Genomic DNA, 24455 nt, shown 5'->3' with positions numbered 1-24455 from the left:
GCGCTGATGGCCGATCCGCTCCTCGAAGTACGCGACCTGCGCGTCACCTTCACCACCCCTCGGGGCACCGTCCGGGCCGTCGACTCCGTCGGCTTCACCGTCGAGGCCGGCCGCACCCTCGGCATCGTCGGCGAATCAGGCTCCGGCAAGTCCGTCACCTCGCTCGCCGTCATGGGACTGCACCGCGGCGCCGTCGAGGTCGGCGGCTCCGTCGCGCTCGCCGGACGGCCGCTCATCGGCCTGAGCGAGCGCGAGCTCGGGAAGGTCCGCGGCCGCCGGATGGCCATGATCTTCCAGGACCCGCTCTCCAGCCTGCACCCCTACTACACCGTCGGCGAGCAGATCGCCGAGCACTTCAGGGTGCACTTCAAGGCCGGGCGGGCCGCCGCGCGCAGGCGCGCCGTCGACATGCTCGGCGAGGTCGGCATCCCGGAACCGGCGCGCCGGGCGGGGGAGTACCCGCACCAGTTCTCCGGCGGCATGCGCCAGCGCGCGATGATCGCCATGGCGCTGGCCTGCGAACCCGACCTGCTGATCGCCGACGAACCGACCACCGCCCTGGACGTCACCGTGCAGGCGCAGATCCTCGAACTGATCGCGAAACTCCAGCAGGAACGCGGACTGGGCGTCGTAATGATCACCCACGACCTGGGCGTCGTCGCCCGCGTCGCCCACGAGGTCCTGGTCATGTACGGCGGCCGCGCCGCCGAACAGGCCCCCGTCGACGCGCTCTTCGCCGACCCCGCCCACCCTTACACCCGGGGGCTGCTCGACTCGCTGCCCCGCCTCGACACCGCCGACGACGAACCCCTCCCCTTCATCCCCGGCTCCCCGCCGTCCCTCCTCGCACCGGCGCCCGGCTGCGCCTTCGCACCGCGCTGCCCCCGGGCGGCCGAACGCTGCACCGGCGAGCGGCCGGAGCCGGCCGCGTACGGGGACGGCCCCGGACGGACCGTGGCCTGCCACTTCGCCGGGGCCCGCGCCGTCGAGGAGGCGGCCCGATGACCGGGACCACGGCCGACACGAAGAAGCGGACCACCGCACCGCTGCTGTCCGTGCAGGACCTCACCATGACCTTCCCCGGCCGACGATCCGCGACCGGGCGCCGGGGGGCGCCCGTGCGCGCCGTCGACGGGGTCTCCTTCGACCTGGCGGCCGGCCGGACCCTCGGCCTCGTCGGGGAGTCGGGCTGCGGGAAGTCCACCACCGGACGGATGCTCGTACGGCTGCTGGAGCCCACCTCGGGCCGGATCGCCTTCGAGGGCGAGGACATCAGCCGCCTGTCGCAGGGGGCCCTGCGCCCGCTGCGCAAGAACATCCAGATGGTCTTCCAGGACCCGCACTCCTCGCTCAACCCCCGCCAGACCGTGGCCCGGATCATCTCCGAACCGCTGCTGGTCCAGGGCATGGGCGCGGGGGACGCCCGGCGCCGCGCCGCCGACCTGATGGAGCTCGTCGGGCTGATCCCCGAACACATCGACCGCTACCCGCACGAGTTCTCCGGCGGCCAGGCCCAGCGCATCGGCATCGCCCGCTCGCTGGCCACCAGCCCGCGGCTGATCGTCGCCGACGAACCGGTGTCCGCGCTCGACGTCTCCGTCCAGGCCCAGATCGTCAACCTGATGGAGCGGCTGCGCGCGGAACTGGGCCTCGCCTACGTGTTCATCGCGCACGACCTGTCGGTGGTCAAACGGGTCAGCGACCGGGTCGCCGTGATGTACCTCGGCCGGATCGTCGAGATCGGGGACAAGGCGTCCCTCTACGAGAACCCCCAGCACCCTTACACCCGGGCGCTGTTGTCCGCCGTACCGCTGCCCGACCCGGCGGCGGAGCGGCGGCGGGAGCGGATCGTGCTGCTCGGCGACCCGCCGAGCCCGGCCGCTCCACCTCCGGGCTGCACCTTCCACCCACGCTGCCCCAAGGCCCAGGAGATCTGCCGAACGGAGCGCCCGCTGCTGCGTCTTGCCGCCTCGCGAGAGGTGGCGTGCCACTTCCCGGGTGACTGACGGGGATCGCGGGAAGAGGGGGCCCGGGGCCGACACGATCGCCCCCGGGTCCCCCGACCGCCCCCGAGGGCGCGACACTGTGGCGAAGGACCACGGGTCGAGCCGGAACGGGGGGCACCGCATGACCGAGCAGGAGACACAAGGAACACCGGCGCCCACCCGGCGCCGTCCGGTGGCGACGGCCGCGTGGGCGACCGTGCTCCTGGGGCTGCACGCGGTGGCGGCGTTCTTCGTGCTGGGCGCGGTGCTCACCCACTCCGAAGGGCCCTGGGACCGTACGGTAACGGGCACCGCGCGGCTGATGGCGGGACTCGGGCTGGTGGCGGAGCTGATGGCCCTCGCGGGGACGGCGGCCGGTGTGAACACGGGCCGGCTGCGGCGTTGGTGGTACGCGCCGGTGGCGGTGCTGGTCGCCGTCGCCCTGCTGCGCATGGTGTTCGCCCCGCAGCCCTGACCGCTCCGCGGGCCGGCAGGACTGCGCAGGGCACGGCGCCGGTCGCGGGTCGCCTCCCGGCGGTCCTGGCCATCCGTCAGGTCGCCCCTGCCGGCCGGGGCGCGCCCTGGGGTTCGGCGGGGTGGGGTTGCAGCCAGCCACGGATGGCGGCTTGGACTCCGGCCTGGAAGCGGGTGTCGGCGTCGAGTTCCTCCAGCATGCGGGTGATCCGGCGGCGGGCGGTGTGTACGTGTACGCCGAGTCGGCGGGCGATGGTCTCGTCCTTCAGGCCGGAAGCGAGCAGCCCGAGGAGTTCCCCCTGCTCCGCGCTGAGGGGGCTGACGGGGCTGCCGACGGGGGTGGCGCGTGCCCACAGGGACTCGAACAGCGGTAGTGCGGCGCGGTGCAGCAGGGAGTCACCGAAGACCAGGGCCGCTCCCTCGGCTCCTCCGTCGTCCGAGGGCGGTGTGGGCAGCAGGCAGGTGCGCCGGTCCACGAGGACCAGGCCGGTGGGCAGGTGTCGTCCGATCCGGGCCTGGAGGCCGAGGCGGGTGAGGGCGATCAGTTCTCGGGCCCATTCGGGGAAGTCGGTACCGCGCCGGTCGGTGACTGTCCGTACGGCGACGCCGCGGGCCAGCAGAGGGCGTATGCGGTCAGCGCACGCTTCCCCCGCATCGCCGGCCTCCCCCGCTCCCGCGGACCGGGACGCCGTCAGCGCGCTGCGGTTGAGGACGAGTACTTCCGTCTCGGCGGAGTCGAGCATGGTGTCGAGGCGGGCCGTGACGGCTTCGGTGCCGGTGAGGACCTCTACACCGGCCGGGGGACCGGGGGGTAAGGAGGGCGTCGGCGGTAGCTCGTGGGCCAGCCGGTCGGCGTAGGTGCGCAGGGACCTCAACTCCGCCGATTCGCGGTGCAGGAGGGCCTGTCGGCGTTGGATGAGGATGCGCAGTACGGCGGCCGGATCGACGGGCGAGCCGGGGGCCGAGCCGACGACTGGGGCGGTGGCCGGGCCGGCGGCCGTGTGGGTCGTCGCCCTGCTGTCTTCCTGTGTGCGGGCCGGAGTCCGGTCGTGCGGGTCGGTTTCGATCATGCCGGGGATTTTGACCGCCTTCACAGGGCCCCCACAACTGTGCATGGCCACTTCTGAGGGGCTCTCGGCTCTGGCCGCCGGCCGCCTGCGGCGCTTGCATGGCGGCGACTCACAGCAATGCATCAGGCACTCATGGTTGAGGAGACCCCTTGCCCAAGTACAGCGCAGGTTCGTCGGCTCCGACCCCGACCGCACGACGGATATGGCGGAAAGAGCTCCGATCCGCCGGAGGAATCGCGGTTCTGCTGGCCGCCGCAATGACCTTGCAGGCATCGCCGGCGTGGGCCGCGGACCCCGGCCCCTCGAACGTCCTGCCCGGCCGGGACACGGCGACCCCGGTGCTCGTCGAGGGCATACGGGAGTCCGTGGACGCCAAGGCCGCCCCGGCCGACGCGGCCCGCAAACACCTCGCGGCGAACAAGAGTCGTTACAAGATCCCGCGGGCGGGCAGCGATCTCGCCACCCTGTCGGCGACGGCCACCGGAGCCCAGGACGAGACGGTCCGGCTGCAGCAGAAGCACCGCGGAGTCGACGTCCTGGGCGGCCAGTACGTCGTGCGCATGCAGAAGCAGGACGGCAAGCGCGTGGTCACCGGCACCTCGGGGCACTACTTCACGGCCCTGAAGACCGAGGTCACCCCCCAGGTCGCCGAGGACGTCGCGGTCCGCCGCGCAGTCGCCGCCACGGCCCGCCGGCTGGGGGCCACCCTCGACAAGAGCCAGGCGCCCCGGTCGGAGTCGGGTGATCCGGCGGCCACCGGCATGACCGGCGAGGCCAAGGGACTCGTCGTCCTGCCCAAGGGCGGCGGGGTACTCGCCTACCGCGTCACCGTGCGCGGCACCGCCCCCGGCACCGGCGCGCCGGTCATGGACGAGGTGTACGTGGACGCCCGCTCGGGCTACCCGGCGCTGCAGTACAGCGCGCTGAAGACGCTGGCGGCCCCGAAGGCCGCCACGGGGACGGCCGGTCAGCCCGCGGAGGGTGCGACGGCGGACGGCCCGCCCGCCGCTCCCCCGAACCTGGTCCCCGAGACCGGTTCCGGCGCCCGGCTCGGCGGCGCCGCGGCCTCGCTGGACATCGCCTACGACCCTGCGGCGGGGAACTACCTCCTCGCGGACGCGGGCCGGATGCGCGCCACATCGAAGAGCCTGCTGTCCACTTGGGACGCCCGGGGCAAGTCGGTGTCGGAGACGTCGGGCAAGTGGCCTTCGGGCATCAAGATCTTCTCCTCCCCGACCACCGCCTTCGGCGGGACGGCGACGGAATCGGGGGCCGTGGACGCCCACTGGAACGCGGGCCAGGTCTACGACTTCTACAAGAAGAACTTCGGGCGCGACAGCCTCGACGGGGCCGGTGGGGCGGTCAACTCCCTGGTCGGGGTGACCTATTACGGCCTGCCCTACGCCAACGCGTTCTGGGACGGCACCAAGATGGTCTACGGCAACGGCGACGACGAGTTCAGGCCGATGTCCGCCGACACCGACGTCGTGGGCCACGAGATGACCCACGGGGTCATCGAGCACACGGCGAACCTGGTCTACGCGGGCCAGTCCGGCGCCCTGAACGAGGCTCTGGCCGACTACTTCGGCAACGCGATCGACGTGACCGCGAGCGGCACACCGATGGGCGATCCGGCCGCAGGCCTGATCGGCGAGGACCTGTGCCGCACGAAGGCCGCTGCCGACTGCGCGCTGCGCGACCTCAACGACGGGGCCACCACGTCGAAGAGCTTCCTGGGCGTGTCGTTCGCCACCGACAACGGCGGCGTTCACCTGAACTCGACGATCTTCTCCGGCGCGCTGTGGGACATGCGCGAGGACCTCGGTGGGGCACTCGCCGACAAGATCGTCTACAAGGCCGTCACCGAGTACATGACGCCGATCGACGGGTTCACCGAGGCGCGGGGCGCGGTGCTCGCCGCGGCCAAGGCGCTGGGCGCGACCTCCGCCCAGCAGAACACCGTCAAGCGGTCCTTCAACGCCCACGGCATCGTCCCGGGCTGGGAGCAGGCCCTCGGCGTCGACAGCGACACCCTCTTCGGGACGCTGAACACCACGGACTCCGGGGTGGGCGCGGGCGGCGGCTGGTGGACCGCCTCCAAGTCCAACGACGACGGCTCCGAGCCCTACTCGGTCTACGCCGGCCGCCTTGACGGCAAGGGGGCGCCGAAGGTGATCAGCCCCAATGACGGCCGCTACCACACCGCCCCGGCTACGGACGGCAAAACGGTGGTGTGGACGGCGTACGGCCCGACCTCGGTCGACGTGCTCTCCCGTCCGGTGGCGGGCGGCCCGGTCAAGACGCTCTACAGCTCGACGACGGGCGTCGCGGGCCTGCGGGTGGAGAAGGACACGGTCGTGTTCGAGGAGTACGACGTTCTCGGCGGCCGCCACGTCGGCTACATGCGGCCCACGGACAAGGCGCCGGTCTTCACCGACGGCAAGAAGTGGAACACTCTGACGGCACTGCCTTCCATCAGCGACAACAGGATCGCCTACGCGAAGCTGTACTCGCAGGGCGGCGCGTACCGACTGGGCGTGGAGGTGGTCGACCTGGCCACCGGCAAGGCGGTCCTGACCGAACAGCTGGACGAGCCGGTGGGCCTGGGCCAGACCGGCATCAACGGCAAGAACGTGTTCTGGCTGGCGGACAGCGACGAGAGCGACGGCGGTCTGATGTCGGTCGTCAGCGCCGGCCTGGACGGCCGTGGCGCCTTCATCGTCAGCAGCGAGCACAAGCCGGGCGCGTTCATGGCCTCCGAGCTGACGGTCTCACAGGACGCGCTGACCCTGGTGGCCCGGACACCCGACACGCGGTACCGCAACGAGTCGCTGCCGAAGCTGTGGCAGCTGACCACCGACGGCTCCCGCCGCGAACGGGTGTCCTGCAACCGTGGTGAGCAGAACCACCCGGCGGCCGGCACCGGCCGCCAGGTCGCCTGGCTGGACGCGACGACCGGCTCCACCGACCTGGTGGTCCGGGAACGCCCGGCCGGTACCTGCTGATCCTCACTGCTGAGTGACGGGGCCGACGGCTGCAGCCGTCGGCCCCGTCCATGTGTCTTCCGTCATCGCCGAGGTCGTGCCGTAACACCTTCAGGCGAGTTCGCGGCGGAAGAAGTCGAGTTCCAGCGCCATGATCTTCTCGCGGGTGCCGCCCGGGGTCATGTGGGTGACGCCGGGGAGGGCCAGCAGCTGGTGGGGGCGGCCCGCGTCCGTCAGGGCCTGGGACAGGCGCAGGGTGTGCGAGGGGTGGACGTTGTCGTCGGCCAGGCCGGTGACCAGCAGCAGCGGCCGGGACAGCTTCGGGGCGTCGGGCAGCAGCGAGTCCCGTTCGTAGACGTCCGGGTGCTCCTGCGGCAGGCCCAGGTACCGCTCGGTGTACGCGGTGTCGTAGTGCCGGAAGTCGGTCGGCGCGGCCCCGGCGGCCGCGGCGTGGAAGACGTCGGGACGGCGCAGCACGGCCATCGCCGACAGGTAGCCGCCGTAGGACCAGCCGCGGATGCCGACCCGGCCGAGGTCGAGGTCGCCGTGGCGCGCGGCCAGCGCGTGCAGCGCCGCGACCTGGTCGTCCAGGGTGACCTCGGAGAAGCCGCGGTACATGGCGTGGGTGTGGGCGGGCGAGACGTGCGCGGTGCCGCGGTTGTCGACGGTCACCACCGCGAAGCCCTGGTCGGCCCACCACTGGCGGTGCTGCCAGCGGCGCGGGTCGGCGGTGATGTCCTGGGCGCCGGGGCCGCCGTAGCTGTCCATCAGGACGGGCAGCTTCCGGCCGGGGACGTGACCGCGGGGCAGCACGAGGGCGGTGGGGACGCCGTGCTCGGTGACCCGCTCCAGGACCGGCGCCACGCGGTACGGCAGCGGCTGCGACAGGTCCGCGGGGGCCAGCTCCCGCCCGTCGGGGGTGCGTACGACGCGCCGCACGCCGCCCGCGTCGGCGGAGGTCAGCAGCAGGAACCCGGCCGAGGCGGTCACGTTGTGGACGCCGGGCCCGTCCGCGAGCGGGGTCGCCTCCCCGGTGGCGGTGTCCAGCAGCAGCACCTGCTGCTCGGCCGGGTCGCGCAGTCCGGCCTCGATCAGCAGCCGGCCTTCGTGGACCCCGGCCACGCGGCGCACCTGGACGTCGTCTCCGGTGAGGAGGACCCCGTCCACGGCGAGGGCGCGGGCGGCCCCGCCGGGGGTGTCGGCCGAGGTCAGCATCCGCCCGTCGGGCAGGCGCGCCGGGGTGCCGGGGACCAGGGGGTCCACCCACTGGGGGTGCGTGGTGCGGGACAGCTCCCGGGTGCGGCCGGTGGCCGGGTCGGCGGAGAGCAGCAGTACCGTGCGCTGGAGCCGGTCCTGGACCGTCAGCAGGATCTCCTCGGCCGACTCCCAGCCCGCGTCGGAGACGTAGGGGTAGCTCTCGGCGTCCCACTCGATCCGTACCCGGGTCTCCCCGAGCACCCACAGCTGCACCTCGGCGTTGGGTCCGCCCGCCTCCGGGTAGGCGAAGTCCTCGGCCGCCAGCTCGGGGTGGGCGGGGTCGGCGAACCACCGTCGCTGCAGGGCCGATTCGTCGACGCGGGCGGCGAGCAGCGCGATCCCGTCGGGGGACCACCAGTGGCCCCGGGAGCGGCCGAGCTCCTCGGCGGCGGCGAATTCGGCCAGGCCCCAGCGGGCTCCGTCGTCGGGGCTGACCCGGCCGCCCGGGGCGACGTACAGGGCGTCGTCGGCGACGTACGCGGTGCGCGAGCCGTCGGAGTCGGGCCGCGGGTCCAGCGCGGGGCCGGCGGCGGGGATCTCCCTGAGGGTTCCGGCGCCGTCCGCGGTGACCTCGAAGAGCCGTCCGTACAGCGCGAAGGCGGCGCGGCGCCCGTCGCCGGACAGGGCGTAGGAGCCGATCCCGGCGGCGACGAGCCGGGTCCGCTCGCGCAGCCGCCGCTCGGCGGTGGGCAGGGGGCCGGGCTCGGGGCACAGCTCGCGGGGATCGGCAAGCCGGATCTCTGCGCCGGTGCTGGTATCGAGCACCCAGAGGCTGTCGAAAGCGTCGGTGGGTCCGGTCGACCGGAGGAACCAGAGCAGGCGGCCGTCGTCCCCGAAGGACAGTGCCCGCGGGGCGCCGTGGGTGAATCGGGCCGTGCTCGCGGAGAGCCTGAGGAAGTCATCCATGATCGTAGTGTGACATGTGAAATGTCACCGGCACTAGGCCGTTCGAGTGGTGACCCCAGGGGCGCGGGCTTAGCGTCGGGAGGGTGGACCCGAACGCAACGCCGAGCAGCAAACGGACCGACGGCAAGGACGGCACGGTCCGAGGAAGCGGCAACGGACTCGCCCTGTTCGTCATCGCGTCCTGCCAACTCATGGTGGTTCTCGACATCACGATCGTGAACATCGCCCTGCCGCACATCCAGACCGCGCTGAACTTCTCGACCGAGAGCCTCTCCTGGGTCGTCAACGCCTACACCCTCGCCTTCGGCGGCCTGCTGCTCCTCGGCGGCCGCACCGGCGACATCCTCGGCCGCAAACGCGTCTTCATCTTCGGCGTCCTGCTCTTCGGCCTGGCCTCGCTCCTCGGCGGGCTCGCCCAGAACGAGGGCCAGTTGATGGCCGCACGAGCCCTCCAGGGCGTCGGCGGCGCCATCGCCTCACCGACCTCCCTCGCGCTGATCACCACCACCTTCCGCGAAGGCCCTGCCCGCAACCGGGCGTTCGGCGTGTTCGCCGGGGTCTCGGCGGCCGGCGGCGCGATCGGACTCCTCGCGGGCGGCATCCTCGTCGAGTGGCTCGACTGGCGCTGGGTCCTCTTCGTCAACGTCCCCATCGCGCTGGTGATCGCCGTACTGGCCTCGAAGGTCCTGCGCGAGTCCGAACGCCACCCCGGACACTTCGACTTCGCGGGCGCGCTGCTGTCCACCCTGGGCATGGTCGCGCTCGTCTACGGCTTCATCCGTGCCTCCCAGGAGGGCTGGCGCGACCCGGTGACGCTCGCCTCCTTCGGCACCGCGGTCGTCCTGCTGACGCTGTTCGTCCTCAACGAGCGGCGCTCGCCGCAGCCGATCACCCCGCTGCACATGTTCGCCGACCGCAACCGGGCCGGGACCTACGGGATCATGCTCATGCTCGCCTGCGCGATCTTCGGCATGTTCTTCTTCCTGACCCTCTTCGTGCAGATCGTGCTCGGCTTCAGCCCGATCCAGGCCGGCCTCGCCTTCCTGCCCGTCAGCGTGGTGATCGCGGTGGGCGCGGGCCTCACCGCGAAACTCCTGCCGAAGTTCGGGCCCAAACCGTTCATGGTCTGCGGCGCGTTGTCATCGGCGATCGGACTGGCCTGGCTGACCCAGATCGACGTCCACTCCACCTACCTCGGCAGCATCCTCGGCCCGATGCTGTTCTTCGCCCTCGGCATGGGCCTGCAGTTCGTCTCGCTGACGCTGATGGCCCTGTCCAACGTCCCCGACCGGGAGTCGGGAGCGGCATCCGGACTGCTGAACACGATGCAGCAGGTGGGCGGCTCGCTCGGCCTGTCGATCCTGGTGACCGTCTACGGCACGGCCAGCCGCAACGAGGCCAAGGAGCAGGTGCCGGACTTCCTCGCCACGGCGGGCCCCGTGCAGAAGGCCTTCTTCGAACGCACCGGGCAGCTCCCGAAGCCGTGGGGCGACCTGGTCCTGACCTCGGGCATCAGCACGGCCTTCGTCGTGGCGGCCCTGTTCACCCTGGTCGGGGCGGCGATCGCGCTGTTCGTCATCCAGGTCCGCCCCTCCGACCTCGAACGCCTCCAGGGCAACCACCAGCCGGCGGCCGACCGTATCTGAGCCTTCGGCCGCCGGGTAGGGGTGCGGGCGGTTCAGGCGACCGTGACCCCGGTGACGCGGGACACGAAGCCGTTCAGGTTGGCCTCCAGGCGCGCGAGGCGCTCGTCCACGGTCAGCGACTCCTCCTGCCGGCCGGCGCGCAGCTTCGGCTGCCGCTTGCCGCGCACGTACAGGGAGCAGGCCAGGTCCGCGCAGATGTACGTGCCGACCGTGTTCCCCTCGCGGCCGCGGGCGCCCGCCAGCGGCGCGGCGAGCAGGGTGACGCCGGAGGAGGCGTGGCCCGTCAGGCAGATCTGGCACAGGCTGGACTTCACCGCGCTGGTGCGGCCCACGGACGGCACGCGCAGGGAGATCCCCAGCGGGCCCTCTTCCCGGGGCAGCACGACATGGGCGCGCAGCGGTGCGCCCGGGTCCACCCAGCCCAGGAAGTCCAGGTCCTCCCAGGGCAGCTCGGCGAAGTCGAGGGGCAGGCGCATGCGCGCCGCCTCGCCCTTGGTGCAGTTCACGAAGGACGCACGGATCTGTTTCTCACTGAGTGGTTCCACGGGCATCGACCCTATGGGGTGCCCCCGCCGGCCCGCACCCCGATATCGGGCTCGGGCTCGGGTGGGAAAGCCGGTGCCGGTGCCTGTGAGGTGACGATGCCGTGCCCGGTACGGCCGTACTCCGCGCGGGCCCGAGCGCGGCGCGCAGCCGGGCGGCGTCGGCCCGGGTGTTCAGCCGCAGGGCGAGCCACGAGCCGTCGGCGAAGACCAGGTCCACCCTGACCGGCCTGCGGCGCAGCCGGGGTACGCGGCGCAGGGAGCAGACGGCGGTGTGCGCCCCGCGGCCCGGGTCGCCGCGGCCCCAGGGCGGCCGGGCGGTGACCGTGCCCGCGGCCCCCGGGCCGTCGCCGCGCCGGGCGGTGAACATGGCCTCGGGCCCGTCGGTCTCGGCCTGCCAGTGCGTCCAGTGGAAGCCGTGCAGGGCCAGGGCGAAGCGGCGGGCCGCGCTCGTCCGGCCGCCGCGCAGGGCCGGCCCGTGGACGAGCCGGCCGGCCAGGCGGGCGGCCCGTTCGAAGGGATCGAGCAGCGCGGCCACGGCGTCGGCGAGGTCGTCGGGCAGCGCGGTCAGGAACCGGAAGAGGAAGAAGCCGCCGATCCGGCGCCGCAGCGGCAGCGGGGCGGGCGACCCGGGCAGCAACGCGCGCTTCGGCCTGCGTGCGTACGGGGACAGACGGCCCGGAATCTCCTCGTCCATCCGGCCATGATGGCCGGGCGGCCGCTACCGGTCCAAGCGACGGACCCGGCAGCGCGCCGGACCCTCCGTCCGCAGGGTGATTCCCGCGCCGACCGGGATCTCCGTGTCCACCGCCTCGAACGAGTACGCCCGAAGGATCATCGCCAGGGCGACCACCGACTCCAGCATCGAGAAGTGCTGCCCGATGCAGGCGCGCGGGCCGCCGCCGAAGGGGAACCACGCGTAGCGCGGCCGCCCGGCCTCCGCCTCCGGGGTGAAGCGCTCCGGGTCGAAGCGGTCCGGGTCGGGCCAGTGCTCCGGGTGGCGGTGCGTCACCCAGGGAGCCAGGATCACGTCCGCGCCCGCGGGGATGGCGTGCTCGCCGATCCGGGTGGCGGCGACGGCCTTGCGGCCGATGACCGGGGCCGCCGGGTACAGCCGCATGGCCTCCTTGACCACCTGCGAGAGGTACGGGAGCCGGTCCAGGTCGGAGGCCTGCGGCGTCCGGCCGCCCAGGACGCGGGTGATCTCCTCGCGGGCCCGGTCCTGCTGCTCGGGGTGGCGGGACAGCAGGTGCAGGGCGAAGCAGAGGGAGGTGGCGGTCGTCTCGTGCCCGGCGAGCAGGAAGATCAGCACCTGGTCGCGGAGTTCGGCGGCGTCGAACTCCCCGTCGTCCGAACTCCGGGCGGCGGCCAGCAGCGTCAGCAGGTCCTCACCGGAGGCGTCCTCGGCGCAAGCGACCCCGGCGGACGCGTCTTCGGCGGCGTCTTCGCCCGGGGCGTCCGCGCCGGCCCGCCGACGCTGCCCGATGATCTGGTCGCAGACCCCGTACAGCTCGTCCATCGCGGCGGCTGCCCGCCTGTTGCCCGGGGTCGGCCAGTGGCGCGGGACGTTGGCGGGGGAGTACCCGCGGCGCAGCACGTAGTCCGTGATCACCGGGAAGCAGCGGGCCACCACGTCGGCGGTGGCCTCGACGTCGGTGCCGAAGAGGATCCGGGCGACCGCCCGCAGCGCGAGGTGCGTCATCTCGTCGGAGACGTCGACGACACCGTCCACCGCCTCCTCCCACGCGGCGACGACCGACGCGGTCTCGGCGGCGACGGCCCCGGCGTACCCGTCCACCCGGCGCCGCGTGAACAGCGGCTGCACGAGGCGGCGCTGGCGCAGGTAGTCCTCGTCCTGGCTGGTCAGCAGGCCGTTGCCGAAGGACTCCCGGACCTCCTGGTAGAAGGCGTTGTCCTTGCGGAAGTTGGCCGCCTGCGAGGCGAGTACCTGCTGGACGCCCTCGGGGGAGAACACGCAGTACAGATCGGCCCGCATCCCGGGCGGCCCGGCCGAGACCCGTACGACGTCACCGCGCCGCTGCTGTGCCCGCAGATAGGTGCCGAGGGAGTCCGACTTCAGGTCGTGGAGCGATCCGAGCAGCGGTGCCCCGGGGAGTACGGGAACCTCCGTACCCAAGTCGACGCCGCCTGCGTTCCTGCCGAATGCCATGCCGATGCCCGTCCCCTCGTTCCCTGCCGGAGCCCGATTCTGCCGCCCCGCCTCCGCTCCTGGCGAGACCGCGTGCCCCATCGGGCCGAATCGGGCCGGGAGGGGCCGGGGCCGGGCGGCGGTAGGCTCGCGGGGCGGGTGGCCTGGTGCCGGAGGGACGTGATGGGTGTGGCCCGACCGCGGGTGGGCGTGGCCGTGCTGACGATGGGCGACCGGATGCCCGAGCTGCGGGCTCTGCTGGACTCGGTCGCCGCGCAGGACGAGCCCGCGGCCCGGATCGTCGTGGTCGGCAACGGCTGCGCGCTGCCCGGCCTGCCGGACGGCGTCGTCGGCGTGGAGCTGGCGGAGAACCTCGGCGTCTCCGGCGGCCGCAACGTCGCCTGGCGGCGGCTGCGGGAGTACGGGGACGTCGACGTACTCGTGGACCTCGACGACGACGGGCTCCTCGTCGACACCGACGTCGTCCGCCGTACCGCCGACCTGTACGAGACGCGGCCCGGGGCACGCCTGGGCATCGTCGGCTTCCGGATCGCCGACGAGGCGGGCGGGACCCAGCGCCGCCACGTCCCGCGCCTGCGCGCGACGGACCCGATGCGGCGGGGCCTGGTCACGACGTTCCTCGGCGGCGCCCACGCCCTGTCGATGGAGATGCTGGAACAGACGGGCGGCTGGCCGGACGCGTTCTTCTTCACCCACGAGTTAACTTCCCTGCCCGCCATGTGTAGTTGATGTGTGTCTATGGCGTTGCCTTCTGCGTCCCAGCCTCGTTAACCGGCCGAGCACACGGTGTGTGTGATGTGTGACCAGGTGAGGCGAGGGGTGGAGAGTGAGCCGACGTACAGTCATCGGCGATCTGCGAGTACAGGAGATCCGTCGACGGGACGGCAGAGTCGCGTACACGATCGTGGAACCTGGCGGACAGGTGGATCCTGTGGCCGACAGCTTCCTGCGAGCATGCGACGTAGGTACGGCGAGAACGTACGCCTACCTCCTCGTGGACCATTTGCGATGGCTGCCATACGAGGGCCTGTCGCCGGAGACGGTGACGCTCTATGACCTCGAGCGGTACATGGGCGCGGTCGGTGCCGAGTTCAACGGCCCGATCGGACAGCCATGGCGGGCGGGGAAGAAGCCGTACCAACAGAGGACCCTGGAGACCGCGGCGGCGGCGTTGAAGGGGTTCTATAACCACCAGGGCAAGCTGGGAATCAACGAGGCCGTCGCCGGAGAGTTCGGCGGGACGCGCCTGCCGACGAAGGCAGACCGGAACCGCGCCCTGCTCGGGCACATCCTGAAGGAGATGCCGACCAACAAGCTACGGCCGAAGCGCGTGGTCCGGCGGCGCCATCCGAAGCTGCCTCCGGAGGGCGCCCGGGAGGTCCTGCTGGAGGACTTCAAGACGGCACGGGACCGGATGGTCGTGACGTGGCTGGACGACGGCGGCTTCCGTATCGGTGAGCTGACCGGAATGCACCTGGTAGATCTGCACCTTCGAGAGAACGCGCAGTGTGGTGAGTGCAGTTCGGCGCATGTGCACATCTGTCATCGCGAGACGAACGTGAACCGCTCCCGCGTGAAGACCAAGCAGGACTGGAGCATCCGTAGCGGGGTCGTGCAGGGAGGCAAGATCCGGCGAGCGAGTCCCGCGATGGTCCACACCTACTTCGCGTACATGACGACCGAGTATCCGCCGGATGCCAAGCACGGGATGCTCCTGGTCAATCTCTGCGGACCAACCGCCGGCCTGCCCTGGACGACCGACTCGGCACGCAAGCTGCTGAAGCGGGCTGGCTACCGGCTGGACCTTGGCCCGGTTCGGCCACACATGTTCCGGCATCAGTTCGGCAGCGATGTCCTCGACGCCGCGGGCGGCAATGCGGTGATCGCGCGGGATGCGGGCGGCTGGGCCTCCGCGCAGACCGTCGAAGAGATCTACGGGCACGTCGACGTCCACGACCCGGCGTTCGTCACTGCGCTGAACGCCGTTTGGGGTGAGTCGAGTTGAGCTCGCCTCTGCGCGCACTGCCTGATCGCGGTCTCGGACAGGTCGGACGGGACCGCCTCGAACTGCTGGAGGCTCTGATCAACGGGCCGCGCTTTGATCCTCTGTTCCGCGGCGACGTGCTGGACATCCCACCCGATCACGAGGAGTACGGGTGGGGCTGTGCGGTCCCGGAGTGCCTGCGCACCCGGACCAGCACCAGTGATTTCTGCTCTACACACCGGAAGGAGTGGATCGACCACCTGGCCCGTGATCCGCAGGACGCGACCCGGGCCGGATTCCTGGGCGTCGCCGAGCCACTGGAGCCCACCGAGGGGCGCGAGGAGATCCTCTGCGCGGTCTGTCCAGACCGGCCCGCCTATAACTATGCGAAACGGGTCTGTATGTTCCACTACCGACTGTGGGACAACTACACCCGCCGGGCGGGGGCATCCGCCGACTTTGCCTCATGGCTGATTGACCAGGTCCCCTATCCGCAGGGCTACGGGACCTGCCGCGCGGTGACGTGTGCACGTCTGGCTGACACGCCTCTGGGATTGTGTTCTCAGCACAGGGAGCGGTACATCGCCGCTGGCCGGCCAGGCAGAGTTAGCCTCCCCCGGCTGTGGGAGCGGCACTACGAACGGACAGGCGGGGCCGTCCCCGTGTCTACCGAGGATCCCTCGGCGTTCGCGGCATGGTGCGCCAGGCAGCAGCCCGTCTACCAGATCGGGCAGATCAGCATGGTCGGCATGCGCCCGCTGGCCAAGGCCGAGTTGCGGTGGGGTCTTGAGGCCCACACCCGAGATGGCAGCCGCACTCGGTGGACCGTCACTGACCTGCGGATGCTGACGAACGAGTGCAGGGAGTACGACGTCGAGTCGCTCGCGGGTCTCGATCTGGACCGGTGCCGGATGAGGCCCCGCCAGATCGTCAGGGAGGTTCTGAGTCGGCTGCGCCCCCTCTACTACACGAAGGAGGACAGCCGGGAGGCAGGGTTCATCGAGACCGAGCATTTCGGGCGTCGGTTCCCAAGCATGGACACCTGTTTTGACTTGTCCGCGGTGCCGCAGCGCTGGCTACGCAACGTGCTGTGGGACCACGTCGCCCGTCTGTTGCAGTCAGTGGACTGCCCCCGCTCGCGCAGTCCACTGGACTCGGCCCGACGGGCACTGTCGGAACTGGGGGCCTTCCTGGAGATCGATGCGCCGGAAGCTGGCCGCGCCCCGAAGCTGCTGACGAGCAGGCATGCAGAGAACTTCGCCGCCGATCACCGACAGCGGGCGGCCGGCAACCTGCCGTCACTGGTCCTGCGCCGCACCGACGGCACCCCTGGCACCGTGACGCAGGACAGCGCCAGGATCACCTTCAACTACGTACGCAAACTCCTCTACGAGCTCCTGGAACAAGGGAAGGCCGAGGCAATCGGCCTGGACCGGTCGTTCATCACCGCGCTGCCACGCGGCGGAAGGCTGCCGGAGCGCAAGCGGCGTCCGTTCGACGACCGGCTCGCGCGGGCACTGGCCGACGAGGACAGCCTGCGGCGATTTGCTGCGACGTGGGACGGCAACGACCGCGGGCTGCGGGACGCCTGGGAGGCATTGGTCTACACCGGCCGACGGTGCTCGGAGGTCCTGAAGCTCCGGTTCAACTGCATCTCCTACCTCAACGGGGTCCCGATGCTCTGGCACGATCAGACCAAGGTCGGCAACCTCGACGAAGGCATCCGCATCCCCGAATACCTCTTCACACGCCTCGACGACCGGCGCAAGACCACGCTTCAGCGTTTCGAGCGGCGCCAGGGACGCCTGCCCACCGTGCTGGAGCAGGAGCGGATGGCCCTGTTCCCCACCCATGTGAAGAACCCCCGGGAGACCGAGTCGATCTCCTACGGCTTCTTCAGCAGCTCGTTCCGGGAGTGGGTGGCGACCCTCGACCTGGGGCGGGGAGTCCCTCACCAGGCTCGCCACACGCTGGCCACCAAGCTGCTCCGGGCCGGGGCGTCGCTCGCGCACATCAAGAAGTACCTCGGGCAGATCTCCGAGCACATGGCCGAGCACTACGTCGACATCGCCAGCTCCGAACTGGACGACGTCCTGCCCCGCGTCTGGGTCAACGGACCGGGCTCCGCCAACCCCGGTGAGCCGCTCTTCAACACCGCCACGAACCCGCTCAGCCGGGAAACCGCGCTGGCCATGGCGGTGGACGTGGGGCGCCGTTGCACACCAACCCTGGGCGGTCTGTGCACGGCCCAGGTCGTTGTGGACGGCGGGAAATGCCCCCGGGATCTGGACTGCGACAGCTGCGACAAGCTCGTGATGACCGGTGCCGACCTTCTCTACTGGCGGCGCAAGCGCGAGCAGTGGTACTCCGTCGCTGAACGGGCTCCGGACGACGCAACCGCCAGCTACCTCCACAAGGTCTTCGAGCCCACCGCGCGGGCGATCGACGGCCTGGAGAAGGCCCTCGCTGGGCTCGATCTGCTCGACCAGGCACTCGCCATGGACCTACGGCGCCCGCAGGACTACTTCAGCCACATGTGGAACACCGGCTTCCCCATCGAGTACCTCGCCGATCCGGACAGCTTCGACCGCGCGGAGGATGAAGTCGCATGAGCGGCAGTACATCAACCCAGACAGCCGGCGCCATCCAGGCCCGTCGCCAGCACACCGAGAAGCTCCTCACCCGGGTCCGGAGTACGCTCGCGGCGATGCGCAAGGAGAGGGCCCAAGTGACTGTCCGGGCCGTCGAACGACGCGCCGGGGTCTCGCGCGCCTTCCTCTACCAGAACGCCATTGCCCGTCAGCTCGTCGCCGAAGCCGTCGCCCAGGCGGAGGGACATCAGGCCCGTGGCCGGCAGGAAGCTGCCGAGGCGGTGGAATCGTCCTGGCGCGAACGCGCGCTGAACGCCGAGGACGCGCTGCGGCAGGCAGTGGCAGAGATCCAGGTCCAGCGCAGGCACATCGGTGAACTCATGGGCCGGATCCGGGACCTCGAGCTGGACCTGCCCGCGGACGCCGTCCAGCGGCTGACCACCGAAAACACCACCCTCAAGCAGCAGCTCCGCACGCTGACCGCGGATCACCACACGCTGACGAACCGGCTCGCCGCCGCCCGGGACAACAACCGCTCTCAGGACCGCAAGATCGCGGAACTCCAGGCGCTTCTGCTCGAACAGCAACCGTCAGCGACCGTCCGCCCCCTTCGTCCTCTGCGTGACCGCAAGTGAATTGCCCGGAGCTGCGCTGGGTCTTCTCACCGTGGTCGGGTGGCGCCACGCCGCCTCCCCCCGTTGGACGCCCTGGCCACCGAACGCCGCGAGCGTGCCCGGGGCCGCAAGGAGAAAGGCATCCGCTCGAGCGGGCCTACCTTCAAGCCGAAGCCTGACAACACCGTCGCCGAGTCAGCACACGGCTCTCCATGAGAGGCTGGCCTGCATGGGGGCAGCGACGGGCGATCAGGATTTTCGGGAGTTCCTGGCAGGAATCCACATTGGCGACATCTGCAGCGGGACTGTCGCGGAGGTGACACGGTCTCAGGGGGTGACGGTCACCCTGGACGGATTCTCCGCACGCCCGCTGGGGACCATCTGGCCTTTGGACATCTCCTGGAGTTGGAAGCAGCCTGCGGCCGTGAAGGTCGGCCAGCGGATCACCGCCGAGGTGCTCGCCGTTGATCTGGATGAGGGCCAAGCCCGACTGGCAATGACCGCCACCGAGAACCCGGAACTATGGGCGTTCTTGAAAGCACGTTACCGCGGCGAGATTCTTTCCGGCACGATCGCGGCCATCGAACGGTTCGGGGTGTTCGTGGCGCTGGACGACGGCCCCAACCATCCGGTGTTCCCCGGCGTCGGGTTCATCACAATCCCCGAATTGTCCTGGCGACACAACGAAGCGGTTTCAGACGTCGTCCAGGTCGGACAGCGCGTCTCATGTGAGTTCCTTCAGTTCGATACATGGAACGGAGAGGCCAGGCTGTCCCTGAAAGCGAAACAGCCGGACCCCTTCCAGGCTTTCGCCGACAGCGTCGAGGTTGGCCAAACGCTGCAGGGGCAGGTCACCAAACTGGTTCCGTTCGGCGTCTTCGTCCAGGTCGCCGACGGTATTGAGGGGCTGGTCCATCTTCAAGAGCTCACCTCAGCGCCCGTGGCAACGCCACAGGGCGTCGTTGAGGTCGGCGACGAGCTGACTGTCGTCGTCACGGACGTCGACCGAGAGTGGCGCAGGCTGGCCCTCTCCCGTCGGCAGCTGCCTCCCGACTCTTGGTGACACCTGCACGTCACGGTCACAGCGGTTCCCTTACCCGGGCACTCAGGGGCCGAGCGCTGTCACGCAGATGAAGCACACAAGTCGAGCGCCCAGCTACAGCGAGGGCGCGGCTTTCCATGTCGTGGATACCAAGGCTCCCGCCGGTGTGCCCTTGAGTAGCTCTTCCCATCTGGCATCCGTCATCCGGGAGGACCAGCGGAAGCTGCCAGAGACCGACAGATAGTCCGACAGCCCGTGCGTGGTGAGGACGGCGAACTGGACCAGGACGCTCAGAGCATTCGTGGCGTGGTGCGAATGGATGGAAATCTTATCCTTCGGGGTGAGGGTAGCAATCCCCGGGAATGCGGGAGGCTTTTGAGCCTTGTCTTGATGTGCGAAGCCGTGTCGGACCTTGACCATGGCGTCTAGAAACGTAGAAGCGTCAGATCCTTGGTACTGCTTGGCTGCCACACGCCAGGCACTGCCCCGACCAATTTCGGCCGGGGCAACCTGGACGACCCAGTCCCAGACTGTGGTGGGGTCGTAGCGGAAGAAGGTCCAGAACATCTTGCGAAGGTTGTATGGACTGGGTGTCTGCACCATCCCGCTCTTACCGTCGATCTTGTACCAGTCGCTCGGTGGAGTGGCCTGGGGGTCGAGGGGCTGCGCTGTCAGTGCGAGGTCTTCGTTGAATGCCTCGAGTGCCCCCACGGCCGCCACGACGACGGCACGGTTGAGGGAAGAATGCTCCCTGCCTGGTTGACCGCCACCAGTCTTGCCCTGAGCCCGCCGGTCGGCGGTCGTCTGTTGGAGCCGCTGCTGGATCACCCCATGTATGAGCTGGGCGTCACTCAGGTAGTCGATCACGCTGTCCAGCGGCCGCTGGAGTGGGTGCAGTGCCATTGGAGTGCCCTTTCAGGGGCGTCATTCGGGCGGTTCACCAACCGAGAGGTCGGCAGGCTACTGGAGTGGGCTAGCGAGACAGTGCTTTGCCCGGCCGCATGAGCGGGTCCCGAGACCCTGAGCTGGCTGGGCTCTGGGCGATGATCACTCAGAGGATCGGCGGGCGCCCCAGCCGGGTCATACGCCAAACCGTGCGCCACTTCATCGGCTTGCGGGGGCCGCACGGCGTTCGCGCACCCTCGAGGAAGCCGCCCCACCATGCCTTCGCGCCCGCCAGGGACCGCATCCGCAGCATGGCGAGGAGGATCCATACGCCGAGATAGACCGGAATCAGGGGGATCGGGAGTCGGCGGCGGGCCAGCCAGACACGGTTTCGGGCGGTGAACCGGTAGTAGACCGCGTGCCGCGCTGGGGACGTCTTCGGATGTTGGAGGACGAGCTCGGGTTCGTAGAGGATCTTCCACCCCGCATCCAGCGCACGCCATGCCAAATCGGACTCTTCATGTCCAAAGAAGAACTCCGCCGGCCACAGATCGATCTGCCTGAGCATGGGCAGCGAGAAGGCGTGGCCACCCCCGAGGAAGGCGGTCACCAGACCGCGGCGCATCGGATCGTCCGCACGCAACCGGGGCACCCAGCGTCGCTCCGTATGCCCGTTTTCGTCGGCAACCCTGAACCCGATGATCCCCAGCTTCGGGTCCTCAGCGAAGAGCTGCTGGACTTTGCGGAACACGTCTTCGGCGATTAGGAGGCCGTCGTCGTCCAATTCGATGACGACGTCGACCTCGCCCGACTCGCGCAGCATCTTCAAACCGACGTTGCGGCCGCCGGGACAGCCCAGATTCTCCTCAAGTGGAATCTTGGTCGCGTCCGTCGAGATCTCGGTCAGGGGCGTCGCGTTGCCCACCAGAGCTACCCGCGCCGCAGGCACATCCTGCTTCTCCACCGAAGCGAGCAGAGCCTTGAGCTCCTGCGGGCGAGTGCCCATGGTCACGATGACGACTCCGATACGCGGCAACGACATAGTGGCGAACTCCAGTGGTCGGCAGACTGCCGATGCTAGCGTCGCGCGACGCGGTCACCTCACCGCGTCACACACATGCCTGCAGCGTGCTGTCCCACGTCAATCGGCACGCTCAGGGCCTCGAGGTCAGAAAACACGAGGAGACCGACCTGGCCTGGCGCGCACTGGACGCGGGCTGGGACATCCTCTACGAGCCGCAGCTCGTGCTGCAGCACCCGAGGACTTCGCCCGCCCGGCACGCGGTCTACCACCGGATGACCGCCCGCAACCGGGTCTGGCTCGCCAGACGCCACCTGCCGGCGCCGCTCGTCCCCGTATACCTCGGCGTGTGGACCGTGCTGACGGTGGCCCGGACGCGTTCGGCGTCCGGGCTGCGGGCCTGGTTCGGCGGCTTCGCCGAGGGCCTGCGGACGGACCCGGGCCCCCGCAGACCGATGCGCTGGCGCACCGTCGCCCGGATGACGAGCCTGGGCCGGCCACCGGTCGTCTAGGGGGTGTCCGCAACCCCCTGGGCCGGCCACGGGCCGAGCACGCCGAGCCCGACCTCCTCGAAGACGCGCGACCACCAGGAGTCCTCGTCCTCGAACGCCCCGAGGAACGCGGCCCGTCCCTGCGGAAGTTCGCGGCCCGACAGCTCCCGGCCTGCGTCCCTGACGTACATGCGGTCGCAGTCGCCCAGGCCGCGCCCGCCCGGCTCGGCCGCGCCCTCGCCCGGCCCGAGGCGGGCGAGGGCCTCTGCGTCGTACGGGGGCGGTCCACGTACGCATCCATGGAGGCCGATCCTCCCGGACCCGGCGGGCCGCACCATCCGGTCTATCCCGGGTAGGGGTCTTCCAGTACGGGGATGCACGGCGACAGCGCCGCCTCCACGTCCTCGTGCACCCGCCCCCGGACCATCCGCAGGACGCGGACCTCGTTCTCGCGACCGGGGTCCTCGTCATCGCGCACGTGCATCACTCCGTACGAACCGGGTGCCAGGCGGCCGACCTCGCCGAAGAACTCCAGGACCTCCGGGTCGCGGTGGTTGCGCAAGCCGCCGAGGTGGAGGAACAGCTCGCCGTTCATCCACCGCAGGTCGAGCAGACCGGGACTGTCGATCTCCCCGTTCCGGGCCTCGACGGCCTCGGCGATCCGGGCGAGCAGGACGTCCCCGTGGTCGCTGTCGCTGTCGCTGTCGCTGTCGTCGGCGTCGGCGCTCTCCTGGACGCTGATCCAGCCGTGGTACTCGAACACGCCGTCAGAGCGCCCGCCGGTAGCGGAGTTCGGAGAGGGTGACGTCGTCGTAGACGTCGTCCTGCGTCGCGCCGTCGGCCCGGTAGCCGGCGCGTTCGTAGAAGCGCCGGGCCCGGAGGTTGTCCTGCAGGACCCACAGGGCCGACGTCTCGAAGCCCCGGCCCGTCATCGCGGCGTGGGCCTCGGTGAGGAGCCCGCGGCCGATGCCCGTGCCGATCAGGTCCGGGGCCACGTACAGGGCGTAGACCTCACCCACCCGCTCCGTCACGCCGGACACCTCACCCCGGGACGGCCCGAAGCAGACCCACCCCACCGGGCCGCGGTCGCCGACCGCCACGAGGTCCCCGGACTCGCGCCCGGGGTGGCGGAACCACTGCCGCCGCCGGTCGGCGTCGTCCTCGACCGTCATCGCGTCCAGGTGTCCCTGGGGAACGATGCCGGCGTACGCCGCCTGCCAGCCCCGGACCCGGACCGCCGAAACGGCCTCGATGTCGGCCTCTTCCATCTCACGCACGCGCACCATCGCGCCAAGGTAGGCCACGCCCCCGGCGCCGAGCCACCGATTACCGCCCGTCGGCCGGTGCCCCGTGCTGGTGCTCGGCGCTGGTATTCAGACGTGGGCCCGGACCTGCTTCACGGGATGACCGAGAGCGTCCGCCACGGCGGCCAGCTCGGCGTCGTCGAACCAGAGCCGCTCGGGGTTCCAGACGGCGATCTCGAACCGGGCGAAGCCGCAGGGCCATTCGTACCGCAGTGCGTCCAGGGTCGTCGCTCCTGCGCAGCACGGCGTCACGGTGTCCAGCGTGGTGAAACCGTCGTCGCAGTGGGCCTCGAGGAGATCTCCCCACCACTGCGTGTCGATCGACGCCCCGCACAGCGGGCAGCCGATCCTCTCCAGGTTGGCCCCGCAGTCCACGGCGCTCACCGCGTCGTGCCACGTCATGTCGATCTCCACGTCCGCCCCGTCGGTGACGCCGGGAGTCAGCCTCTCGACCAGCACGAGTGCGCGGTCGGCCGCGTCCTGGCCGGGCTGCCACCCGGGATCGGTCGGAATGATCGACAGGACGTCATCGCTCATGGCTCTCCACCTGCTCGGATACGACGAAACCGCATCGCGATGCTATCGATGGTCCGCTACGCGGCTACGCCGGTTCGACGGGCAGCCACAGCTCGCACGTAGCGGTGCTGAAGTCGGCCGCGCGCTCCAGGGTGGCGACGATCGAGGGACCCGGTCGCAGGCGCCACGGGTTGGAGGGGAACCAGTCGGTCGCGGTCGCCGCCCAGGTCGTCTGCAGGGCCTGCGGATGCGGTCCGCTGGTACGGAAGACCGCCCACATCCCGCCCGGCACCTCGATGGTGTCGAGGCCGTCCGGGGCCGGGGTGTCCCGGTCGAGGGCGACCCCGTGCAGGTAGGTCAGTTCGCTGCCCTCCGTGCCGTCGGGGTCGACGTCGTCGGAGACCTGCAGCAGGCCGCCCGGTTCGGTGTCGCCCAGGGCCTTCAGCCGCAGGTGTTCCTCCGGCGGCAGTGCCGCGATGTGCTCCTGGATGTGCGGGTTGACGCCCTGGTGGATGAGCGGGACCCGGGTGGCGTGTCCGGCGAGCCGGAACGCGGGTCGGCTGACGAGGCGGGTGTCCATGGGAGTGCTCCCTTCGACGGTCAGGCGGAACCTGAGCTGCGGTTGTGTGCGCAAGGGGCCGCCGGTACGCCGCACTTCACCGGGCCCGGCACCGTGGACCGCACGGAACGCCCGTCCGAACGCTTCGCTCGATCCGTATCCGTGCCGGACCGCGATGCTCAGCAGATCCGCCTCGCCGCGGACGACTTCGGCCGCGGCAACGGTCATGCGCCGCCGCCGCACGTACTCCGACAGCGGCATGCCGGCCAAGGACGAGAACATCCGCCGCAGGTGGTACTCGGTGGTGCCGAGCGCCCCCGCCAGCCCATGGACGTCGGGCTCTTCGGCGAGATGCTCCTCGACTAGATCGACCAGCTGGTTCAGTGCAGAGATCACGAGGCCTCCTTTCGACTC

21 protein-coding genes and 2 pseudogenes are annotated in these 24455 nt (G+C 70.7%); 11 read left to right on the top strand and 12 right to left on the bottom strand.

All coding sequences use genetic code 11. From position 1 onward, the window contains the following. The first annotated feature begins 6 nt into the window (after window positions 1–6). The 3 genes from OHA91_RS09835 (at window position 7) to OHA91_RS09825 (ending at window position 2460) form a co-directional block, all read left to right on the top strand. Complete coding sequence (locus OHA91_RS09835; RefSeq protein ID WP_031151099.1) at window positions 7–1005, top strand: ABC transporter ATP-binding protein; 999 nt, start codon at window positions 7–9, stop codon at window positions 1003–1005. Next, window positions 1002–2006 carry an ABC transporter ATP-binding protein gene (locus OHA91_RS09830; protein WP_031151101.1) on the top strand — a complete coding sequence of 335 codons (1005 nt, stop codon included), beginning with the start codon at window positions 1002–1004 and terminating at the stop codon, window positions 2004–2006. The genes OHA91_RS09835 and OHA91_RS09830 overlap by 4 nt, the downstream gene beginning before the upstream one ends. A 121-nt stretch (window positions 2007–2127) precedes the next feature. Then, complete coding sequence (locus tag OHA91_RS09825; protein WP_266492641.1) at window positions 2128–2460, top strand: hypothetical protein; 333 nt, start codon at window positions 2128–2130, stop codon at window positions 2458–2460. A 76-nt stretch (window positions 2461–2536) separates the two neighbouring features. Here OHA91_RS09825 and OHA91_RS09820 read toward each other — a convergent pair whose 3' ends face one another. Next, complete coding sequence (locus OHA91_RS09820; RefSeq protein WP_266492644.1) at window positions 2537–3529, bottom strand: hypothetical protein; 993 nt, start codon at window positions 3527–3529, stop codon at window positions 2537–2539. 257 nt (window positions 3530–3786) lie between these two features. On the opposite strand from OHA91_RS09820, the gene OHA91_RS09815 reads away from it, so the two are divergent. Beyond that, on the top strand, window positions 3787–6534 hold the full coding sequence (locus OHA91_RS09815; RefSeq protein WP_328739073.1) for a M4 family metallopeptidase: 2748 nt from the start codon (window positions 3787–3789) through the stop codon (window positions 6532–6534). Window positions 6535–6624: 90 nt separating this feature from the next. Here the strand turns inward: OHA91_RS09815 and OHA91_RS09810 are convergent, their stop codons facing one another. Then, window positions 6625–8676, bottom strand: a complete 2052-nt coding sequence (locus OHA91_RS09810) for a S9 family peptidase (RefSeq protein ID WP_328739072.1) — start codon at window positions 8674–8676, stop codon at window positions 6625–6627. 83 nt (window positions 8677–8759) lie between these two features. Here OHA91_RS09810 and OHA91_RS09805 point away from each other — a divergent pair, with 83 nt between their 5' ends. Next, window positions 8760–10322: an MFS transporter gene (locus OHA91_RS09805; protein ID WP_266492651.1), complete on the top strand. Its 1563-nt coding sequence runs from the start codon at window positions 8760–8762 to the stop codon at window positions 10320–10322. A 32-nt stretch (window positions 10323–10354) separates the two neighbouring features. Here OHA91_RS09805 and OHA91_RS09800 read toward each other — a convergent pair whose 3' ends face one another. Genes OHA91_RS09800 through OHA91_RS09790 form a run of 3 tightly spaced genes read right to left on the bottom strand, consistent with a single transcriptional unit; the run spans window position 10355 to window position 13034 of the window. Beyond that, entirely contained in the window at window positions 10355–10867 is a 513-nt protein-coding gene (locus OHA91_RS09800; protein ID WP_031151113.1) for an FBP domain-containing protein, read from the bottom strand. Then, window positions 10851–11561: a hypothetical protein gene (locus tag OHA91_RS09795; protein ID WP_328739070.1), complete on the bottom strand. Its 711-nt coding sequence runs from the start codon at window positions 11559–11561 to the stop codon at window positions 10851–10853. The genes OHA91_RS09800 and OHA91_RS09795 overlap by 17 nt, the downstream gene beginning before the upstream one ends. Window positions 11562–11585: 24 nt before the next feature. Further along, window positions 11586–13034 (bottom strand): cytochrome P450, encoded by a 1449-nt coding sequence (locus OHA91_RS09790; protein WP_328739069.1) that lies wholly within the window; start codon window positions 13032–13034, stop codon window positions 11586–11588. Window positions 13035–13196: 162 nt separating this feature from the next. Here OHA91_RS09790 and OHA91_RS09785 point away from each other — a divergent pair. The 5 genes and pseudogenes from OHA91_RS09785 to OHA91_RS09765 all read left to right on the top strand — a co-directional run. Then, window positions 13197–13745: pseudogene (locus OHA91_RS09785) on the top strand (glycosyltransferase family 2 protein); the annotation flags it as partial. Between the two features lie 220 nt (window positions 13746–13965). After that, window positions 13966–15039: a tyrosine-type recombinase/integrase gene (locus OHA91_RS09780; protein WP_328739068.1), complete on the top strand. Its 1074-nt coding sequence runs from the start codon at window positions 13966–13968 to the stop codon at window positions 15037–15039. After that, complete coding sequence (locus tag OHA91_RS09775; protein WP_209441498.1) at window positions 15036–17630, top strand: tyrosine-type recombinase/integrase; 2595 nt, start codon at window positions 15036–15038, stop codon at window positions 17628–17630. The genes OHA91_RS09780 and OHA91_RS09775 overlap by 4 nt, the downstream gene beginning before the upstream one ends. Continuing rightward, window positions 17627–18244 (top strand): DUF6262 family protein, encoded by a 618-nt coding sequence (locus tag OHA91_RS09770; protein WP_051893177.1) that lies wholly within the window; start codon window positions 17627–17629, stop codon window positions 18242–18244. Before OHA91_RS09775 ends, OHA91_RS09770 begins: the two co-directional genes overlap by 4 nt. A 208-nt stretch (window positions 18245–18452) precedes the next feature. After that, window positions 18453–19286 carry a S1 RNA-binding domain-containing protein gene (locus tag OHA91_RS09765; protein WP_031151124.1) on the top strand — a complete coding sequence of 278 codons (834 nt, stop codon included), beginning with the start codon at window positions 18453–18455 and terminating at the stop codon, window positions 19284–19286. Window positions 19287–19379: 93 nt separating this feature from the next. Here OHA91_RS09765 and OHA91_RS09760 read toward each other — a convergent pair whose 3' ends face one another. Next, the gene (locus tag OHA91_RS09760; RefSeq protein WP_328739067.1) at window positions 19380–20132 is read right to left on the bottom strand and encodes a hypothetical protein; all 753 of its coding nucleotides are present in this window, start codon (window positions 20130–20132) and stop codon (window positions 19380–19382) included. A 184-nt stretch (window positions 20133–20316) separates the two neighbouring features. Next, on the bottom strand, window positions 20317–21192 hold the full coding sequence (locus OHA91_RS09755; protein ID WP_031151129.1) for a glycosyltransferase family 2 protein: 876 nt from the start codon (window positions 21190–21192) through the stop codon (window positions 20317–20319). A 134-nt stretch (window positions 21193–21326) separates the two neighbouring features. Here OHA91_RS09755 and OHA91_RS09750 point away from each other — a divergent pair. After that, window positions 21327–21683 (top strand): annotated as a pseudogene (locus tag OHA91_RS09750) (glycosyltransferase family 2 protein); the annotation flags it as partial. Here the strand turns inward: OHA91_RS09750 and OHA91_RS09745 are convergent. From OHA91_RS09745 to OHA91_RS09725, 5 genes are all read right to left on the bottom strand, one after another. Beyond that, on the bottom strand, window positions 21680–22000 hold the full coding sequence (locus tag OHA91_RS09745) for a hypothetical protein (RefSeq protein ID WP_328739066.1): 321 nt from the start codon (window positions 21998–22000) through the stop codon (window positions 21680–21682). The pseudogene OHA91_RS09750 and the gene OHA91_RS09745 sit on opposite strands and share 4 nt — an antisense overlap. 5 nt (window positions 22001–22005) lie before the next feature. Beyond that, on the bottom strand, window positions 22006–22425 hold the full coding sequence (locus tag OHA91_RS09740) for an Imm7 family immunity protein (protein ID WP_328739065.1): 420 nt from the start codon (window positions 22423–22425) through the stop codon (window positions 22006–22008). Window positions 22426–22429: 4 nt separating this feature from the next. After that, on the bottom strand, window positions 22430–22948 hold the full coding sequence (locus OHA91_RS09735) for a GNAT family N-acetyltransferase (protein WP_266492665.1): 519 nt from the start codon (window positions 22946–22948) through the stop codon (window positions 22430–22432). A gap of 87 nt (window positions 22949–23035) precedes the next feature. Beyond that, window positions 23036–23503, bottom strand: a complete 468-nt coding sequence (locus OHA91_RS09730; protein WP_328739064.1) for a hypothetical protein — start codon at window positions 23501–23503, stop codon at window positions 23036–23038. Between the two features lie 64 nt (window positions 23504–23567). Beyond that, window positions 23568–24437: an AraC family transcriptional regulator gene (locus OHA91_RS09725; RefSeq protein ID WP_031151139.1), complete on the bottom strand. Its 870-nt coding sequence runs from the start codon at window positions 24435–24437 to the stop codon at window positions 23568–23570. Between the last annotated feature and the right edge of the window lie 18 nt (window positions 24438–24455).

This window comes from Streptomyces erythrochromogenes, assembly GCF_036170895.1.
Lineage (GTDB): Bacteria > Actinomycetota > Actinomycetes > Streptomycetales > Streptomycetaceae > Streptomyces > Streptomyces erythrochromogenes.
The sequence above is the reverse complement of the archived record's forward strand: the minus strand, read 5'-3'. Positions and strand labels throughout refer to the sequence as shown.

What these genes read in the sequence shown, in the direction of transcription:
- OHA91_RS09835 (WP_031151099.1), top strand. Translation starts at nt 7, where the DNA reads ATGGCCGATCCGCTCCTCGAAGTACGCGACCTGCGCGTCACCTTCACC.
- OHA91_RS09830 (WP_031151101.1), top strand. Translation starts at nt 1,002, where the DNA reads ATGACCGGGACCACGGCCGACACGAAGAAGCGGACCACCGCACCGCTG.
- OHA91_RS09825 (WP_266492641.1), top strand. Translation starts at nt 2,128, where the DNA reads ATGACCGAGCAGGAGACACAAGGAACACCGGCGCCCACCCGGCGCCGT.
- OHA91_RS09820 (WP_266492644.1), bottom strand. Translation starts at nt 3,529, where the DNA reads ATGATCGAAACCGACCCGCACGACCGGACTCCGGCCCGCACACAGGAA.
- OHA91_RS09815 (WP_328739073.1), top strand. Translation starts at nt 3,787, where the DNA reads ATGACCTTGCAGGCATCGCCGGCGTGGGCCGCGGACCCCGGCCCCTCG.
- OHA91_RS09810 (WP_328739072.1), bottom strand. Translation starts at nt 8,676, where the DNA reads ATGGATGACTTCCTCAGGCTCTCCGCGAGCACGGCCCGATTCACCCAC.
- OHA91_RS09795 (WP_328739070.1), bottom strand. Translation starts at nt 11,561, where the DNA reads ATGGACGAGGAGATTCCGGGCCGTCTGTCCCCGTACGCACGCAGGCCG.
- OHA91_RS09790 (WP_328739069.1), bottom strand. Translation starts at nt 13,034, where the DNA reads ATGGCATTCGGCAGGAACGCAGGCGGCGTCGACTTGGGTACGGAGGTT.
- OHA91_RS09770 (WP_051893177.1), top strand. Translation starts at nt 17,627, where the DNA reads ATGAGCGGCAGTACATCAACCCAGACAGCCGGCGCCATCCAGGCCCGT.
- OHA91_RS09765 (WP_031151124.1), top strand. Translation starts at nt 18,453, where the DNA reads ATGGGGGCAGCGACGGGCGATCAGGATTTTCGGGAGTTCCTGGCAGGA.
- OHA91_RS09755 (WP_031151129.1), bottom strand. Translation starts at nt 21,192, where the DNA reads ATGTCGTTGCCGCGTATCGGAGTCGTCATCGTGACCATGGGCACTCGC.
- OHA91_RS09745 (WP_328739066.1), bottom strand. Translation starts at nt 22,000, where the DNA reads ATGGTGCGGCCCGCCGGGTCCGGGAGGATCGGCCTCCATGGATGCGTA.
- OHA91_RS09735 (WP_266492665.1), bottom strand. Translation starts at nt 22,948, where the DNA reads ATGGTGCGCGTGCGTGAGATGGAAGAGGCCGACATCGAGGCCGTTTCG.
- OHA91_RS09730 (WP_328739064.1), bottom strand. Translation starts at nt 23,503, where the DNA reads ATGAGCGATGACGTCCTGTCGATCATTCCGACCGATCCCGGGTGGCAG.